The sequence below is a fragment of the Agrobacterium vitis genome (genome assembly GCF_037039395.1).
Taxonomy (GTDB): Bacteria; Pseudomonadota; Alphaproteobacteria; order Rhizobiales; family Rhizobiaceae; genus Allorhizobium; species Allorhizobium vitis_E.
The window spans coordinates 77,003-93,710 of the sequence record NZ_CP146241.1; the positions used below are offsets into that span (position 1 = coordinate 77,003).

Consider the following 16,708-nt stretch of genomic DNA (forward strand, 5'->3'; position numbering starts at 1 on the left):
CGGGAGGGCCTCATGACCAATCTTGATAGAAAAGGCACCCGCACGGCCCTCATCGTCGGCCACTCGGCCGGCATGATCGATATGGTCTCTCTTCCCATGTGGGTCGGTGGACTGATGGGGGGCTATGGGTATTCATCTGCCCAAGCGGGAGGACTTGTCACCACGTTTCTCCTGGGGGTGGTGGTTGCCAGTTGCGGTCTTGCACCGCTTTTTCATCGTTTTTCCATGCGCTGGGTGCCCGGTGCGGGTTTTACCGGAGCAGCCTTGTCCTTTGCGGCGCTCTGGATGGCATCGGGTTTCGAAATCTTTCTCGCGCTTCACCTCTGCGCCGGCCTTTGCATCGGCACTGCTTTGTCGGCGGTCCATGGCACCATCGGCCGGACAAGCAACCCTCATCGCACATTCGCTTACGCCACCATTGGCTTCGGTATATTTAGTGTCATCTTCATCGTGTTTGCGACGCAGGTGATTGCCGCCACGCAGCCACGCAACCTGTTTTTGATCTTTGCCGGGGTTATGGCGATAGCTGCCGCAGTCAACTGGCTCCTTTTTCCCCACAGCGCAATCATGCCGAAGACGGAGAAAACACCATCAGCCAAATCCGGTCGCGTGCCACGTTTTGAGCCCGTCGTCTGGTTTCTCATCGCCGCTCTGCTGGGCATGAACTTCAATCAGGCAATGAATTTCAGCTTCGTCGAGCGCATTGCCAATGGACATGGTTGGCCCGCATCCACCATCAACGGCATTCTTGTGGGCGTTGCCCTTCTCAGCCTCATTCCGGCCCCGCTGGCTGTTCTTTTTGAGAAGAAGTTTCATCCGGTTTACGTGGGAGTAGCCGGCGTGCTGCTTCAAACCGCCCTTTCTCTGGGCATGACCCATGCGCTCAGCATTCCCGGCTTTGCCGCCTCGGCAATCTTCATTCCCTTTGTCATGATCTTCTCGCACACCTTTCTCTTCGGGCTGTTGTCGCGAGTGGAGCCAACCGGCCGCGCTGTGGCGGCCAACCCGGCCATTACCATGGGCGGCGGAGCGCTTGGCCCCCTGGTCGGCGGCATACTGGTCCAGACAATGGGCTATCAAGGCATCAGCGTTGCGACCGCTCTGGTGGCCGCCTGTGTTGTGGGTGGGCTCATGCTGGTGCTGATGCGCCTGTTGCCCTCACACACCAACGACCCACTGGCCGTTGTGACCCGTCACGACCATTAGGCCGCACAGCCCGCATGGGAATCCTGACGGATTCCAGACCCGAATTTTACATAAGCAGCAGCGTCGAAACGCCCCGGAATTAACCGGAGGCGCACCAAATCCATTTGTCTCTGGGGGAGAAAAATGAAAACCCATCTCAAGAAACTTGTTATTTTAGGTGCTGCATACGGAGCGCTGGCAAGCGGACTTCCGGCCATGGCAGCCGATTTCAATACCCCTGCCGATCCTTCCATCGCAAAGGCTCCAGACCCGCAGGCTCCTCCACCCGGCCCATTGAGCGGCCTTGGACACACGCTCCATGACGCTGGTTTTGATGTCCGCATCAATTTCGTCGATCTCTATGCAAATGCATCGAATTTCGGGTTTGATCCGGGCCATTCTGGCAACTTCGGCTTTCTGATGTTCGACACGACATACCATCTATCAGACATGTTCAAGATCAACTGGCAGGAAACGGTCAACATTCCCAGATACAATGCCAATCAATATCTGTTTCAAGTCTCGAATGCCTTTTATGCCACCGACCCTTCGCTCGATAGCTCAACCGATCTCACACGCCTTACTCTTCAGGGGGATTTTATTGACGGAAAGCTGGAGGTCGAGGGCGGGCGGCTCAACATGTGGCCTGAATTTTTCAGGTCAGAGTTCTGCGGGGGCAAGGGGTGCATCTCGCAAACCCGCGCGTTGGTGTTAGGTGCTCCCGGCAACACCGTTGCGCAATGGGGTGGCCGCGTTGGCTACAATTTAACGCCGGATCTCTCCCTCGGTGGCGTCCTCACAGAGGACAATGCCGAAAACTGGCAGACAGGATCGGGCTGGAACTGGGGGAGAGGCGATTCCAAAGGCTATACCGCCGTGGTCCACCTCGCACAGCGGCAGAACTTTCTAGAGACATCGAAGCCGCTTATCTATGAGATTGGTGGCTATCGGAGCTCTGCGTCCTATACGGACGCGCTTTACGGCACAGGCTGGGGCAATCCAACCTTTGGCGCGAACCAGACAGTCACCGAACATGACGGAGGATCAAACGGGCTGTTTGCTCAGGTTCGCAAAGTTATCTGGAGTGATCCCGATGGAAGCCCCTTTCCCGAAAACGTCGCGATCTCAGGCGGCATCTTCCACACGTTCGGAGATGGTCAGGCCTATCCGTGGGAAGCTTATGGCAGCATTGAATATGGCGGGTTCTGGAAGGCTAACCCCCTCACCTCTATAGGCGCGACGGTTCACTATATTGGCCTCAGTGAAAAACGTGCCCAATATGAGACCAACGCGCGCCGGTTTTTGACAGGCATATACGACCCGCAACCACGAGATACCTTCCAGTTCGATCTGCACGGTCGGACAGGAATAGGGCCCGCTGGATTTCTTGAATTTGGTGCATCTTACGTCAAGGACCCCAACACAACCTACCTTGCAGACTATTCGACCTCAAGGATGAAGAACGGCTGGACCATCTATGCAGCCATTGTCTTCGACCTGGGGACCGCTCTTGGGCTATCACCACCGCCCCAACCATAAACCTACGGCGTTGCATCCGGGGCGTGTTGCATGGAAAATTTCAAAGGCTGAGATGTCATTTGGTTATGTCACGTTGTTTGACTAAAGCCGGCGAAGGGCTCGCAGTTGAACTCAGGCAACTGCACCTGTCACAGCCTTCCGCTGTGCCATTGCGTGGATAGGATGAATGTGGGTGGCGAGGGCGGCGCGCTTCTGGTGGGGCAGGACGAAGTGATTTCTGATTGCCGAAAAGACCGCGATGAATCGTTGCAATCCGCCAGCGGATCGGAAGCCCTGCATCACTCGTTCTCGCTTTGCCGCCCCGTATGAACGCAGTTTATCGGTGACAATCCTCTTTGGTGCGAGGCCTTGCTTCTTCAGCAGTCTGATCAACAATCGCTTGGCAGCCTTGGTGTCGCGACGGACTTGCACGATCTCGTCGAGAACATATCCGTCCTGGTCGACGGCTCGCCAAAGCCAGTGCTTCTGGCCACCTATAGAAATCATCACCTCGACTAGGTACCAGATGTCCTTTCGCGACGGCTTCTTTCTTCGCAACTGCTTTACATAGGTAGCACCGAACTTGCGGCCCCATCGCCGTATCGTTTCGTAGGAGACAATGATGCACGTGCTCTGAGACTGCTCTGGGACCAAACCTTGGACCGCCGGGAATTAGAGTTTTCCGGCTCTGATCACGATGGCGGGCTGGTTGCGCCACCGGGATTATGCAGGGCAATCGGGACGTTATATCCGATCGCCGAGTGAGGACGTTCCTCGTTGTAGTATCGACGCCAAGTCTCCAACTTTTCGCAGGAATCCCCAAGGGTCAGGAACCAGTGGGCGTTCAGGCATTCCGACCTGAGCTTGCTGTTGAACGCCTCGATGAAGCCGTTGTCTGTCGGCTTGCCTGGCCGCGAGAAGTCCAGGGTGACGTTGTTCGCATAGGCCCAGAGGTCGAGGTCACGGGAGATGAATTCGCTGCTATTGTCCACCCTGATCGTCTTGGGATATCCCGTCTTCCGGCAGATGACTTCCAGGGTCTGGACGACATCCTCGCCCCGGTAAGTGAAGCGTGCGTCGGCAGCCGGGCAGTAGCGCGAGTGGGTATCGACCACGGTCAGAATGCGCAGCTTCTTGCCGGTCGCGAGCTGGTCGTGAACGAAGTCCCCATCTCGGCGTTTGCCAGCAAACGCCTGCCAGGGCAGGGCATCGCCCAGACGTCGTTCGGCCCGACAGCCTCCTGGCGATCATCTCTGAGCTTTGCCTTCACCCGGCGCTTGGGATGCTTGTTGCGCAGTTGAAGGCCTAACTCTCTGTAAATCCTGCGTGTCTTCTTCATATTGATCTTCCAGCCTTCGCGGCGCAAGTGAACATGAACACGCCGGTAGCCATACACGCACGCGTGTCTCACAAATCTCCTTGATGCGTCTTTCGAGTGGGGCCTGTCCGGTGCGGCGGGACTTGTAGTGGTAGGTCGACGTATCGAACCTCAGGGCCTTGCAGGCCCGTCGGATCGATATGCCCCAATCCACCAGCATCCCGTCAACCAGCTTGCGCTTCCGAGCAGGCCTCAGAGCTTTCGGCGGATGACGTCCTGGAGCATTTCCCGGTCGAGCGTCAGATCAGCGACAATCTTCTTCAGCCTGGAATTCTCATCCTCCAGAGCCTTCAATCGGCGCATCTCGTCGGGCAGCAGACCTCCATACTTCTTGCGCCAATTGAAATACGTCGCCTGGCTGATCCCCGCCTTCCGGCAGATCTCGGCCACCGGCACACCATCGTCGCCCTGCTTCAAAATAAACGCCTTCTGGGCGTCCGAAAACTGCGATGCCTTCATACTTGCCGCTCCTTGTCCCAGCCGGGAAATTACCGCGGAAAACTCTACTTATAAACGGTCCAGTTTTGGGGGATCAGAGCACATCAGAGCAGCATGATTCAAGACTGCCTTTTAGGAGGCAGTTTTGGCACGCGGCGACCTGACGGATATGGAATGGCGGATCATCGAGGGGCTGTTGCCCACTGAACGTGGCAGGAAGTCTCGGCCCTCGCACGATAATCGACGATACCTCAACGGCATGTTGCATGTTCTTCGGGTCGGATGTCCATGGCGCGACCTGCATGAGCGCTACGGAAAGTGGAATTCGGTCTATGTGCGTTTCCCGCCGTTGGGCCGAGCAAGGCGTTTGGGACGCCCTCCTTGAGACCCTGGTTGAACTGGGGCTGACGGATGACTGGCAGCACATGATCGACAGCACCACAGTTCGCGGCCATTCTCAGGCTGCGGGCGCTAAAGGGGACTTATCAGGAGGCTTTTGGTCGATCACGCGGCGGCTCTACGACGAAAATCCACGCCCGCGCAGACGGTCAGGGACGCCCTCTTGGCTTCGTCCTGACAGGCGGCGAAGCTTCGGATTACAACGCCGTTCCTGCCCTGCTGGCAACACCGGTCGGCAAACCGAGGCTGTTGCTTGCCGACAAAGGCTATGATGGTGATTTCCTGCGCGAGGAACTGCTGATCCACGGAATCAGGCCGGTGATCCCGCCGAAGGCCAACCGGAAGAACCCGCCTACATGTGACTTTAGAGCCTACAAGGATCGAAACCGTATCGAGCGGATGTTCAACCGCCTCAAGCAGTTTCGGCGCGTTGCGACCAGATACGACAAGACCCGAAAATCCTTCGCAGCATTCCTCACCTTGGCCGCCGCCAAGATATGGTTGCCCATACTTTGTCAACAGGACCTAGTAGACTCTGGCCTCAGTAACCTCTGAGGAGGAGCGAGCCGCATTGAAATCTGCCAGCAACTTGCTCGTGGCATTGGCAAACAGGGTGACATCGTTGCCAATGGCAACAAAACTGGCCCCAAGATCGACATAGCGTCGCGCAAGGGCGAGATCACCGATCAGGATGCCAGCGGCCTTGCCATGGGACTGGATTCTCAAAAGTGCCTTCTCAACCTCAATCTGTACTTCCGGTGCGCCGGGCTTGCCGAGGAGGCCCATGTCGGCGGCCAAATCTGCCGGGCCGATGAAGATGCCGTCAACACCGTCTACCGAAGCGATGTCATCAAGCGCGTCAAGACCCGCACGGCTTTCAATCTGCAAAAGCAGGCAGATCTCGTCGTTTGCGGTCTGGAGGTAATCGGGAATGCGGTTGAAACGCGATGCGCGCGCCAGCGCGGCACCCACCCCACGCACACCATGGGGTGGATAGCGCACCGCTTTGACCATGGCCTCAGTCAGTTCCTTGCTGTCCACCATGGGAATAAGCAGGGTCTGGGCACCGATGTCGAGCAATTGCTTGACCATCCATGTTTCGCCAATCGGCGGACGGATCACCGCGTGGCTGGATGAGCCTTTCATGGCCTGCAATTGCGCCATCAGCAGCGGCACATCATTGGGGGCGTGCTCGCCATCTAGCAGCAGCCAATCATAGCCCGCATCGGCCGAAATCTCGACCGTATAAGGGTTGGCAAGCGCCTGCCAAAAGCCAATCTGGGTGCGCTTATCCTTGAGGGCCTGCTTGAAGGTGTTTTTAGGTGCGGGCATGAAATCCGTCTCGCTTATTCGAAATAGAGGCTTACTGTGCCATAAGGTCCGAAGTCACCGATGATGGTATCGCCATGTCTGGCCTCCACAGGCCGGATGAATGAGCCTGCCAGAACCACCTGCCCGGCCTCGATCCCATCGCCATACTGGGCCAGACGATTGGCAAGCCAGGCAATGCCCCGCGCAGGCTGGTTCAAGACGCCAGCGCCCAAGCCGGTTTCTTCAACCTCTGCATTGCGCGAGACGATCGCCCCCATCCATCGCATGTCAAGCTGATCGGGACGCACGGCCCGCCCGCCGGTGACGATGCCCGCATTGGCAGCATTATCAGAAATGGTGTCGAAAACAGTGCGGGTCTTCTTCGTTTCCGGGTCAACCCGCAGAATGCGGGTATCGAGAATTTCCAGCGCAGGCGTCACATAGTCCGTGGCGTTCAGCACGTCGAACACTGTCACATCAGGACCTTTCAGCGGGGCTTTCATCACAAAAGCAATTTCAGCCTCAATGCGCGGCTGGATGAAGCGGTCCTTGGGCACCGTTGCGCCATCCTCAAACACCATGTCATCAAACAACACGCCGGAATCCGGGATGTTGATGTTCAGCGCGTATTGCATGGCTTTGGAGGTGAGGCCGATCTTCCAGCCAATCACCTTTCGCCCGCTGGCGATTTTCCGCTTCACCCATGCGCCTTGAATGGCATAGGCGTCATCCATCACCATATCCGGATGCTTCAAGGACAAAAGCCCTGTCTGCACGCGGCTTTTTTCGGCCTCATCAAGGCTTATGGCTGCGGCTTCGATTTGATCTCGTGTCAGCATCCTAGAGCACCTCATCAGCAATGGTGTTGCGCAACAGGCCAATGCCCTCGGCTTCCACCTCAACCACATCACCCGGCTTCAACCAGATGGGCGGATCAAAACGAGCCCCCGCCCCGGTCGGCGTGCCGCAGACAATCACGTCGCCGGGAACCAGCGTGGTGAAGGTCGAGATGTAATTGATGATCTTGCGGAACGAAAAGATCATCCGGCTGGTGCGGTCGCTCTGGCGCAGCTCGCCATTCACGCGGGTTTCCAGCTTGATGTCAGCCAATTGGCTTTCATCGGTAAACGGCACCAGCCATGGTCCGATGGAGCCGGAGGCATCGAAATTCTTGCCCTGAGTGACGTTAAACTTGGCGTGGCGCACCCAGTCACGCAATGTGCCTTCATTGCAAAGTGTGAGCGCCGCAATGTGCGACAGGGCATCCGCTTCGGCAATGCGGCGACCGCCCTTGCCGATAACGATCGTGACTTCACCTTCATAATCCAGCTGGTGGCTTTCCGGCGGGCGGATCAGCGGTTGGTCATGGCCGGTGAACGAGCGCGGAAAGCGGATGAACAGCGACGGATTGGTCGGAGCCGCCTGCCCATCCTTATACTCCTCATTGCGATCCGGAAAGTTCACGCCAACGCAGATCAGCTTTTCCGGGGTGGCAATCGGAATATCGTAAGTGATGTCGCTCACCGGAAAATCAGGTTTCTGACCGGATACGGCATCCAGCAACTCCTGAAACGCATTGGCCACGACCACGTCCTTGAGGGTTGGGTAGCGCGAGCCGAAACGCGCGGAAAGATCAATCACGCCCTCGTCAACAATCAGGCCGTAAGCCTGTCGCTGCCCGGCGGTGAAACTGGCAAATTTGGGGTGATGGGTCATGATTGAACTCCCGTTATGCATTGCGGCTTATAGCGCTCAGGGCGCGATGATAGGCTGTGCCTTGAGGTCGGATTCGCGTATATCTGTGCCAGCAAACACGCTGCCATGCTCAAACCAGGAGCGTGGTGCAGGCGCCCCCCACAGGGTCTGGCGTTGCGGGTCCTTCAAATCCCATTTGATCGGTTCCAGATCGGGATCAACCGTCTGATAATCGGAGCAATAGATCTCGATGCGATGACCATCCGGGTCGAGAATATACAGGAAGAAGGCATTGGAAATGCCATGGCGGCCCGGGCCACGCTCGATATTGCCGACCCAGCCGGTGGTGGACATCAGGTCGAGCAGGTCAATGATGTTGAGCGGGGTCGGCACCCAGAAGGCGGTGTGATGCAGGCGCGGGCCAGTGCCATTGGTAAAGGCAATATCATGCACGCCACCTTTGCGGTGGGTCCACGCCGCCCAGAGACGACCGGTTTCCTCGTCGGACGTATATTCTGTAACCCGGAAACCAATCTCGTTGTAGAAGGCCACGGATTCATCGACATTGGATGAGAAGCAGTTGAAGTGGTCAATCCGCAGCGGCTTCACGCCCCGGTAAAGGGCATATTGCTGGTGGATCGGCGGCAAACGATCCATGCGGGCGTAAAACTCCAGCGGAATCCCATGCGGATCACGGGTGCGGAAGGTGCGGGCCTGATAGGGCCGCTCGACCCATTCCACCGGCAGGCCCTTGCCCTTGAAGAAATGCGCGGCCTTGTCCAGCTCCTCGTCGTCGTACACCTTGAAACCAAGATCACGCGCTTCGGAAACCTCCGATTTGCGCAGCACGATGCAATGGTGCCCCCGCTCTTCCATTGCCCGCAGATAGATCACTTCGGATGTTTCATCCGTCACCTGCAAGCCGAGCGTATCGACATAAAACGCCCGGGATTTCGCGAGATCTTTCACGCCGAACTCAACATGGCTCAGACGCACGATGTTGAAGGGTGGGTAAAGATTGGGTGTGGGTAATGCCATGATACTCTCCTCCGTCCATCTGTTGTTTAAAACAGACACTCACGTTTGTTCTTGATTGGTGATCAGCCGCCCAGCTTCTGGATGGCATGGGGCGTGGTGGCGAAGGCCACATTCTTGGTTTCCATATAGAAATCGAACGACCAGTCGCCGCCGTCACGGCCAATGCCGGAATTTTTCACGCCGCCGAAGGGCGTTGGCAGGTGGCGCACATTTTCGGAATTCACCCAGATCATTCCAGCCTCAAGCTGATCGGTGAAGCGGAAGGCACGGGTCACATCCGATGTCCAAAGATAGCCCGTCAGACCGTATTGAACGTCATTGGCAATCGTAAGGGCTTCGGCTTCATCCGTGAACGGGATCGCGGTCAGCACCGGGCCAAAAATTTCCTCCTGCGCAATCCGCATCTGGTTGTTGGCACCGGTAAACAGGGTTGGCGACACATAGCAACCACCGCCGGGACCGTCGAATTTCGCACCGCCCGCCGCCACTGTCGCACCTTCGGATTTGCCGATGGCGATATATTCCAGAACCTTCTTTTCATGCACGGGGTGAACCAGCGGCCCGATCACCGTTTCAGGGTCAAGCGGATGGCCAACCTTGATGCGCTTCGCCTTTTCAGCCACCATGGCGGTAAACCTGTCATAGATACTGGCCTCGACCAGCAGGCGCGAGGATGAGGTGCAGCGCTCGCCGTTCAGCGAGTAGATCATGAACACGGCCGCGTCGGCTGCCCGTTCCAGATCGGCATCGGCAAACACGATCACCGGATTTTTGCCGCCCAGTTCGAAATGCACTCGCTTCAGCGTATCGGCACCCTGTTTCATGATCATCGAGCCTGTCCGGCTTTCGCCAACAAAACCGATGGCCTTGATCAGCGGATGCTCGGTCAACGCCTTGCCCGCATCTTCGCCCAAGCCATTGACGAGGTTCCACACACCCTTTGGCAAGCCAGCCTCTTCGGCAATCTCCACCAGAAGACGAGCCGTGAGCGGCGAAAATTCTGCTGGCTTGTGAACGATGGTGCACCCAGCGGCCAAGGCAGGTGCGATCTTCCACGTGGACAGCATGAACGGCGTGTTCCAGGGCGTGATAATGCCCACCGGACCAATCGGGGTACGGGTGGTGACATTGACCTGACCGGGGGCGCGAATGCTTTTGCCGTCCCGCGCTTCCGGGGCGCGATCAGCGAAGAAACGGAAGTTTTCTGCCCCACGCAGCGCGGCTTTCGCCATGAATTTCAACGATTGTCCGGTATCCATCGCCTCAACAAAGGCGATTTCCTCGGCACGAGCCTCAATGGCATTGGCGATTCTGTGCAGCAGCTTTTTGCGCGCATCGCCACCAAGTGCTGCCCATGCTGGAAATGCAGCGCGGGCCGCCTTGGCGGCCAGATCAATATCAGCCGCCTTGCCGTGGGCCACGCGGCCCAAAGGCTTCAGATCAACCGGAGAGATCGTCTCAAAGGTCGCGCCATCAAGGGCCGCAACCGCCTCGCCGTTGATGTGGTTCAGAACGCCATCTTGCGCAAAGCGGGCAAGGTAATTCTTCGCCTTTTGAATATTGTCTTCAAGCTTGGACATAGTCTCTCCGTCGTCTCGTTCAGGCAGCGGACGTGCAGACGTGCTGCGGCCCTGTTGCGCATCAATCTCTGTTGGATTTGGGGGCCGAAAGTGAGCCGTCAGCCGGTCTTTTGTCGCAGCCGGGGATGAATGGCGTTCTTTTTCCAGCTCAGGTCCGGATCGATCTCGCGGATCTCCAGCGTCAGGGCAAAATGGGGCGTCTCAAAGAGGGTGGCGAGTTCTTCCGTCACTACGGCAAAAATGCGCTCACCCACCCGCTTTTTATCATCAGCACTGCGCCCGACACCGACCCGGAACGACATGTCGATGAAGGCGTTTTCTGGCAATCTGTCGGCAATGGCATAAGCCTCTGCACGAAACGCACGAACCCGAACCGCGCCAATTTCAAACAATCCCGTTGCCAGCAGCTCATCCAGAATTCGGCCGCACAGAGCATCAAAATCAACCCGGCCATCAAGGTTGGATGAGTATTCAATATTGAAATGCGGCATAGTTCCTCCACCGCTGACCATTTGGCTCCCCCGCCAATATAGTTATCATGTTAAATATATTGGCGACAGTGTCAAGCGGTCCTGATCATAATTATCGTTGCTGAGTGATGGCTGGCGAGGCGATGTTGACAAAGCTCCGATCGAAATACAGCAGCGCTTCCCCGTCGCTGCGGGTGCGAATGTCAACAACCTCACCGATCATGATATTGTGCGTGCCCACCAGACGGGCTTCTTTCAGGTAGCAGTCAAATGACACAATGGCTCCCGCCAGCGCATGATTGCCGGAGGCAAACTCGACCCACTCCGCAGCGGCAAAGCGCGACGCCATATCCTGCTCCCGGCCTGCAAAAAAGCCTGCCAAATCCTTGTGATCGCCTGTGAGGACATTCACGCAGAAACGGCGGTTCTCCATAAAAAGTCCGGTCTGGGCCGAGCGACTGTTCATGCACACCAGCAAGGTTGGCGGCTCATCCGTCACCGAGCACATGGCGGTGGCGGTGAACCCGCCGCGTCCGGCAGGTCCATTGGTGGTGATGACATTGACTGGCGCGCAGACCCGCGCCATGGCATCTCGAAATTCAGCTTGCGATACAGGTGTAGGGAGCATGACCGCCGTCCTTATTCGGCGGCATCGCGCAGAGCATCCGCGCGGCCATCAAGCGGTTGCAGCCAGGTATCTCCGGTCCAGCCGTGCTCGTCGTAATCGCCCATGCAGGTATCCACCAACGCTTCCATGTCGCGCAGCACCCTGCCCTTTTCGGCACCCTTCAACACCTGAAGGCGCACATCTTCCGGCGTTCCGGCATAGTTCAGACTCATAGAGCGCATGGCGGCCGCCAAATTCCGTGCCTGTGGCATCCCAGAGCAATTTCATGATCTTGATGCGCTCCTTGTGGCCCATATCGTTGGAGCCACGCACATATTGCGCCAGATAGCGATCAATCTCGGGATTGGCGAAATCCTTGGCCGATGATGGCAGGTAAATCAGGCCGGAAGCCACAGAGCGGCGGATCAGGTCGATAATGCGCGGATAGGCATCCGACATGAAGGCGCGGTAGCAAAGAGCCGCTTCGAGGTTCGGCAATTTGGCACCGCCCACCCATTCCTGCGGATTGCGCGCCATGGCATCGTAAAACGCCTTGAACTTGTGTCGCAGCGCAATCACCTCACCCAGCATGGCCTGATTGCCACGGAAAGCATCGCCGCCAGTGGCGCGCAACGCCTTGGCCAGCAGACCCGCCAGAAACTCCAGCTTGACGATAAAACGACCGCAACCCTGAAAGCAGAAGCCCTGCATGAAGCCGGACATGACCGTGAACGACAGAATACGCTTGGCATCCTTGTAGATCAGCACATCTTCCCACGGCACGAACACGTTATCGAGCACGAGGATCGCATCATTTTCATCAAACCGCGATGACAGTGGATAGTCAAACGGCTGACCTAAGCGGTTTGAGGCTTCCTCATAAGAGGTACGGCAGAACATTTTGACGCCTGGCGCATTCATCGGAGCAATGAATGTGAGCGACAGGGATGGGTCTTCTGTCACCGTGGCCGATGCCTGCGCCAGAAGATTGTAATGGGTCAGCGCCGAGGAGGTGGCCACAACCTTGGCCCCGGAAACATAAACCCCCGCATCGGTTTCCTTGGTCACATGGACAAAAACGTCCTTCACATGCTCGGCGGGCTTATGACGATCGATCGGTGGATTGACAATGGCGTGGTTGAGAAACAGCGCTGATTCCTGTGTGCGCTTGTGCCATGCGCGGGCATTGCCGGCATAATCGCCATACCATTCGGCGTTGACGTTCAGCGTATTCATCAAAGACGCTTTATAATCGGCGGTGCGGCCCATCCAGCCATAGGTCATGCGCGCCCATTCGGTAATCGCGCCCTGCTGGGCAACCAGATCATCCACAGAGCTGGCATGCTTGAAAAATTTGTGGGTATAGCCGCCATTGCCAGTATCGGTTGGCGTGGTCAGAATGTCCTTCTTGGCCGGGTCGTGCAGGGCATCATACAGCCGGGCCAGAGAGCGCACGGAATTGCGCATGGAGGGGTGGGTGGTAACATCATCTACCCGCTCACCATTGATATAAACTTCGCGTCCATCGCGTAGCGATGCGATATATTCAGCACCGGTGAATGGACGTGTTTTTTCACTGCGGAAATCTTCGGCTTTCATCTCAGTTCCTCCCTTGACGATGATCAAACCGTAGCCCTTGCCATTCACGTCAACCATGGACAGAATGGCAAAATCAATTGTACTTTTTTCGGCGGATGCCTTCTCATGACTGTTCCCAGCTTTTTCATTTACGGTGAGCCGGACAGGCAATTGGACATCGGCTTTCTGCATGTCGAAACCGTGATGGAGCGCAGACACATGCATTATGGCCGTGTTGATGCCCATAAACATGACCGAATGGCGCAAATAACCCTCTGGACGAGCGGTCACGGCAGCTATTTCATCGAAGATCAGCAATTGGATTTTATTGCACCGGCTGTGTCTTTTGTACCAAGCGGCGTGGTGCATGGATTTACCGTTGCCGCCGATGTTGCCGATGCAATCGTTGCCTCTATCGCTGACAGTGCCCTTCCCCAAATTGCAGCGTTTTCATCGCTCAATTTCGATCAACCCATCATGGCCCGTGGACAGAGTGATCATCCGGCCTGGGCCAAGCTTCTCGCCATCATGCAGCGCCTGCATGATGACTATCGGCAAGGCCATGTGGCATCGCTTGCGGCGCTGGTGGCCGTAGCCACCAATGACCTCGCCAGCCTTGACCATGCCCCGGCAAAAGGCGGCAATGGGCTGGCGCAGGCCTTTCGACGCCTTGTCGATGCGCATTTTCGTGAAAACTGGCCCGTTGAACACTATGTTTCAGCGCTTGGCACCACGCCGCATTTGCTCGGCAAATCCTGCCGGCAGGCCTATGGTCTCTCGGTCAAGGCTTTCATCGATGAACGCCGCCTGCTGGAAGCAAAGCGGCTTCTTCTGTTTACCGTGCGCTCCGTGGAAGATGTGGCCTATGAAATCGGCTTTCACGATCCGGCCTATTTTTCCCGCTTTTTCAACAATCGCACCGGCTTGCCGCCGGGCGAATGGCGCAATGGACAAAAAAACCGACCTGCCTGAGGCCACAGAGTCTTGCGATCTTGGCCAGAATGGAACAATGAACGTGTTAAGATAATATAAGAGCTGGAAGAGAATGGCTGACGGACCCCTGAAACCGCAGGAAAACGCAGAGGCGCTGGAAGGTGTGACAGCACCCCGCGCCACGCGCCGTTCCCTGCCCATTACCCTGTTGCGCGCCCGTGAGGCGGTGATGAGCCATTTTCGACCCATGCTGGCGCAGCATGATGTGACCGAACAGCAGTGGCGGGTCATCCGTGTTCTGCACGAGGCTGGCACGCTGGATGCTTCAGAAGTGGCGGAGCGCGCCTTTATTCTTGCGCCGAGCCTGACGCGAATGATCCGCTCGCTGGAAGAGCGCGGCTTTATTTCCAAGCACAAGGACAGCGCCGACGGGCGCCGCGTGCTGCTCAAAATCGCTCCTGCTGGAGACATGATCATCCGCGAGGTTATGCCCGACAGCCGCAAGATCTATCAGGATCTCGAGAATCGCTTCAGCCGCGAGCGGATGGAGATTTTGCTGGAGCTTTTGGACGAACTCGCCTCTTATCGCAACGAAGCTGGCGGATCACCGCAAGAGGATTGATCGTCAGTCTGTCGCAGCCGTGGGAAGCATCGCAGTTTTGCGCATGCGCTTGCGCTCGGCCACCATCAGCATATCGATAAAGGATCTCACCTTGGCGGGTCGAAATCTGGCCGGTGGAAACACGGCGTAAATGCCCCCCTGCGGCAGCGTCCATTCCGGTAAGAGGCGCACCAGTTTCCCGGCCCGCAGATCAGCCTCCACCATATAATCCGGAAACACAGCAACGCCGACACCAGCCGCCATGCAGGCGTAGGCCGTCGGTGTTTTATCCGTGGTCACGATGGGTTGGGCTTCAATGGTGACGGTCTCCGCCTTGCCACGGGAGAAGGTCCAGCGAAGGGCGTTTTTCAACGCCCTGTTGGCAATCCAAGGCAGGAGTGCTGCATCCGTAGGCGCAAGATTCGCAGCAATGCCGCTGGCAACGGCGGGTGTTGCAACGAGAATTTGTTCAAATGTGCCAAGCCGCCGTGCCTGATGGCTGGAATCTGACAACCACCCGACCCGGATGGACAGATCGATTTTTTCGGCAATCAAATCACTGACGCTGTCATCAAAGATGACATCGACATGCATTTGAGGATTGGCTTTTCGATACTCGGCAATTGTCGGAGCCACAACGGCTGCGCCATAGTCGAGCGGCGCGGTCAGCGTCAGCGTTCCCGATGGCTCTGCACTGCGTAGCGACATTTCTCCATAGGCGGCTTCGGCCTCGCGCAAAATCAGCACGCAGCGCTGATAGAACAGTTTGCCATCCTCTGTGGCATGCAGTCTGCGGGTCGTGCGCATCAGCAGCGTCACGCCCAGTTCCTCTTCAAGCCTTGCGATCTGGTGGCTGACAACGGCCTTGGCCACGCCCATGCGATCCGCCGCCGCCGTAAAAGACCCGGCTTCAACAACAGCCGTGAAGAAGATCAGTCGATTAAGATTCAGCAGGTCGCTCATCATTGTCTCATTCAATCATACAGTCTGTATGATTGAATGATATTTATTGACGATTCAAGACCTGAGATAGTGATGCAAAGTAATTCACCATCGAGGGACTTTCCAATGATCACGCGCCGCGAAACCTTCAAACTTGCCGCCGCTGCTGGCCTTGCCGCAGCCCTGCCCCTGACCATGGCCCGTGCGGCTGGCAGCCCGCTGGCATGGACATTCTTTCAGGCCAATGAAGCAGGCTTTCGCCGCACACCTGTGCTGCTCACGGGCAAGAAAGATGCAATCCTTGTCGATGGCGGCTTTACCCTTGCCGATGGCAAAACGGTTGCGGATGCCATCAAGGCAACCGGCAAGCGTCTGACCACGATCTATATCAGCTGCAATGATCCGGATTATTATTTCAGCCTGCGTCCGATTGTTACAGCCTTTCCCGATGCGAAGGTCATTGCCAAACCGGCCACTGTTGAAGCCATCAAGGCCAATGTCGAGGCAAAATTGAAGGTGTGGGGACCGCAGCTCAGGGAGAACGGCCCGCAAACGCTGGCCGATGTGGTGATCCCGCAAGCATCCGACGCCACCTCGCTTGATCTCGAAGGCAATGCAATCGACATCATTGAAGTGCCGGATATGCATGACCGTCGCTACCTCTATGTGCCGTCGCTTGAAGCCGTATTCGGTGGTGTTCTGGTCGATTCCGGCAACCACGTCTGGGTTGCCGATACGGCAACCGTTGCACTGCGCGCGGCGTGGATCAAGGCGCTTGACGGCATCATTGCCCGCGCACCCAAAATCGTCGTGCCCGGACATCAGGTTGAAGGTGCGCCGCAAGGTCTCGACGCCGTCAAGTTTACGCGCGACTATCTGATTGCTTTCGAAGAAGAAATGGGGCGCACCAAGGACAGCGCCGAGCTGATCGCGACCATGACAAAGCGGTATCCGAATCTGGCAGACGCATCATCGCTTGAACTGGGTGCCAAGGTGGCAAAAGGTGAAATGAAGTGGGGTTGATACCCACGTCTC

13 protein-coding genes and 4 pseudogenes are annotated in these 16,708 nt (G+C 56.9%); 6 read left to right on the top strand and 11 right to left on the bottom strand.

Translation table 11 applies throughout. The features are described from left to right. Positions 1-12: 12 nt before the first annotated feature. Both V6582_RS00425 and V6582_RS00430 read left to right on the top strand, forming a co-directional pair. Positions 13-1,206, top strand: a complete 1,194-nt coding sequence (locus V6582_RS00425) for an MFS transporter (protein WP_156634821.1) — start codon at positions 13-15, stop codon at positions 1,204-1,206. Positions 1,207-1,329: 123 nt separating this feature from the next. Next, positions 1,330-2,724, top strand: a complete 1,395-nt coding sequence (locus V6582_RS00430; protein WP_156634822.1) for a carbohydrate porin — start codon at positions 1,330-1,332, stop codon at positions 2,722-2,724. A gap of 111 nt (positions 2,725-2,835) precedes the next feature. On the opposite strand, the pseudogene V6582_RS00435 reads toward V6582_RS00430, so the two are convergent. Together V6582_RS00435 and V6582_RS00440 are read right to left on the bottom strand one after the other, a co-directional pair. Next, positions 2,836-3,375, bottom strand: a pseudogene (locus tag V6582_RS00435) (IS6 family transposase); the annotation flags it as partial. Between the two features lie 20 nt (positions 3,376-3,395). Continuing rightward, positions 3,396-4,540, bottom strand: a pseudogene (locus V6582_RS00440) (IS3 family transposase). A 124-nt stretch (positions 4,541-4,664) separates the two neighbouring features. Here V6582_RS00440 and V6582_RS00445 point away from each other — a divergent pair. Further along, positions 4,665-5,447: pseudogene (locus V6582_RS00445) on the top strand (IS5 family transposase). On the opposite strand, the gene hpaI reads toward V6582_RS00445, so the two are convergent. From hpaI to V6582_RS00485, 8 genes and pseudogenes are all read right to left on the bottom strand, one after another. Beyond that, complete coding sequence (gene hpaI, locus V6582_RS00450; RefSeq protein WP_156633695.1) at positions 5,444-6,250, bottom strand: 4-hydroxy-2-oxoheptanedioate aldolase; 807 nt, start codon at positions 6,248-6,250, stop codon at positions 5,444-5,446. The pseudogene V6582_RS00445 and the gene hpaI sit on opposite strands and share 4 nt — an antisense overlap. A 14-nt stretch (positions 6,251-6,264) precedes the next feature. Continuing rightward, positions 6,265-7,068, bottom strand: coding sequence for a 2-oxo-hept-4-ene-1,7-dioate hydratase (gene hpaH, locus V6582_RS00455; RefSeq protein WP_156633694.1), 804 nt, complete (start codon positions 7,066-7,068; stop codon positions 6,265-6,267). Between the two features lies 1 nt (position 7,069). Next, positions 7,070-7,945 carry a fumarylacetoacetate hydrolase family protein gene (locus V6582_RS00460; protein ID WP_156633693.1) on the bottom strand — a complete coding sequence of 292 codons (876 nt, stop codon included), beginning with the start codon at positions 7,943-7,945 and terminating at the stop codon, positions 7,070-7,072. 36 nt (positions 7,946-7,981) lie between these two features. After that, positions 7,982-8,962 (bottom strand): 3,4-dihydroxyphenylacetate 2,3-dioxygenase, encoded by a 981-nt coding sequence (gene hpaD, locus V6582_RS00465; RefSeq protein ID WP_156633692.1) that lies wholly within the window; start codon positions 8,960-8,962, stop codon positions 7,982-7,984. A 62-nt stretch (positions 8,963-9,024) separates the two neighbouring features. Continuing rightward, positions 9,025-10,542: a 5-carboxymethyl-2-hydroxymuconate semialdehyde dehydrogenase gene (hpaE, locus tag V6582_RS00470; protein WP_156633691.1), complete on the bottom strand. Its 1,518-nt coding sequence runs from the start codon at positions 10,540-10,542 to the stop codon at positions 9,025-9,027. 98 nt (positions 10,543-10,640) lie between these two features. Further along, on the bottom strand, positions 10,641-11,033 hold the full coding sequence (locus V6582_RS00475) for a 5-carboxymethyl-2-hydroxymuconate Delta-isomerase (protein WP_156633690.1): 393 nt from the start codon (positions 11,031-11,033) through the stop codon (positions 10,641-10,643). A gap of 91 nt (positions 11,034-11,124) precedes the next feature. Then, positions 11,125-11,640, bottom strand: coding sequence for a flavin reductase (locus V6582_RS00480; protein WP_156633689.1), 516 nt, complete (start codon positions 11,638-11,640; stop codon positions 11,125-11,127). Positions 11,641-11,651: 11 nt separating this feature from the next. Next, positions 11,652-13,218 (bottom strand): annotated as a pseudogene (locus tag V6582_RS00485) (4-hydroxyphenylacetate 3-hydroxylase N-terminal domain-containing protein). 105 nt (positions 13,219-13,323) lie between these two features. Here V6582_RS00485 and V6582_RS00490 point away from each other — a divergent pair. Together V6582_RS00490 and hpaR are read left to right on the top strand one after the other, a co-directional pair. Continuing rightward, positions 13,324-14,169 carry a helix-turn-helix domain-containing protein gene (locus V6582_RS00490; protein ID WP_156633687.1) on the top strand — a complete coding sequence of 282 codons (846 nt, stop codon included), beginning with the start codon at positions 13,324-13,326 and terminating at the stop codon, positions 14,167-14,169. A gap of 73 nt (positions 14,170-14,242) precedes the next feature. Further along, on the top strand, positions 14,243-14,752 hold the full coding sequence (hpaR, locus tag V6582_RS00495; protein WP_156633686.1) for a homoprotocatechuate degradation operon regulator HpaR: 510 nt from the start codon (positions 14,243-14,245) through the stop codon (positions 14,750-14,752). 3 nt (positions 14,753-14,755) lie between these two features. On the opposite strand, the gene V6582_RS00500 is transcribed toward hpaR, so the two are convergent. After that, positions 14,756-15,694, bottom strand: coding sequence for a LysR family transcriptional regulator (locus V6582_RS00500; RefSeq protein ID WP_156633685.1), 939 nt, complete (start codon positions 15,692-15,694; stop codon positions 14,756-14,758). A 105-nt stretch (positions 15,695-15,799) separates the two neighbouring features. Here V6582_RS00500 and V6582_RS00505 point away from each other — a divergent pair, with 105 nt between their 5' ends. Next, positions 15,800-16,696 (top strand): MBL fold metallo-hydrolase, encoded by an 897-nt coding sequence (locus V6582_RS00505; protein WP_156633684.1) that lies wholly within the window; start codon positions 15,800-15,802, stop codon positions 16,694-16,696. Positions 16,697-16,708: the final 12 nt, after the last annotated feature.

Bases quoted from the DNA above. Each gene is read 5' to 3' on its own strand.
- V6582_RS00425 (WP_156634821.1), top strand. From the start codon at position 13: ATGACCAATCTTGATAGAAAAGGCACCCGCACGGCCCTCATCGTCGGC.
- V6582_RS00430 (WP_156634822.1), top strand. From the start codon at position 1,330: ATGAAAACCCATCTCAAGAAACTTGTTATTTTAGGTGCTGCATACGGA.
- hpaI (WP_156633695.1), bottom strand. From the start codon at position 6,250: ATGCCCGCACCTAAAAACACCTTCAAGCAGGCCCTCAAGGATAAGCGC.
- hpaH (WP_156633694.1), bottom strand. From the start codon at position 7,068: ATGCTGACACGAGATCAAATCGAAGCCGCAGCCATAAGCCTTGATGAG.
- V6582_RS00460 (WP_156633693.1), bottom strand. From the start codon at position 7,945: ATGACCCATCACCCCAAATTTGCCAGTTTCACCGCCGGGCAGCGACAG.
- hpaD (WP_156633692.1), bottom strand. From the start codon at position 8,962: ATGGCATTACCCACACCCAATCTTTACCCACCCTTCAACATCGTGCGT.
- hpaE (WP_156633691.1), bottom strand. From the start codon at position 10,542: ATGTCCAAGCTTGAAGACAATATTCAAAAGGCGAAGAATTACCTTGCC.
- V6582_RS00475 (WP_156633690.1), bottom strand. From the start codon at position 11,033: ATGCCGCATTTCAATATTGAATACTCATCCAACCTTGATGGCCGGGTT.
- V6582_RS00480 (WP_156633689.1), bottom strand. From the start codon at position 11,640: ATGCTCCCTACACCTGTATCGCAAGCTGAATTTCGAGATGCCATGGCG.
- V6582_RS00490 (WP_156633687.1), top strand. From the start codon at position 13,324: ATGACTGTTCCCAGCTTTTTCATTTACGGTGAGCCGGACAGGCAATTG.
- hpaR (WP_156633686.1), top strand. From the start codon at position 14,243: ATGGCTGACGGACCCCTGAAACCGCAGGAAAACGCAGAGGCGCTGGAA.
- V6582_RS00500 (WP_156633685.1), bottom strand. From the start codon at position 15,694: ATGAGCGACCTGCTGAATCTTAATCGACTGATCTTCTTCACGGCTGTT.
- V6582_RS00505 (WP_156633684.1), top strand. From the start codon at position 15,800: ATGATCACGCGCCGCGAAACCTTCAAACTTGCCGCCGCTGCTGGCCTT.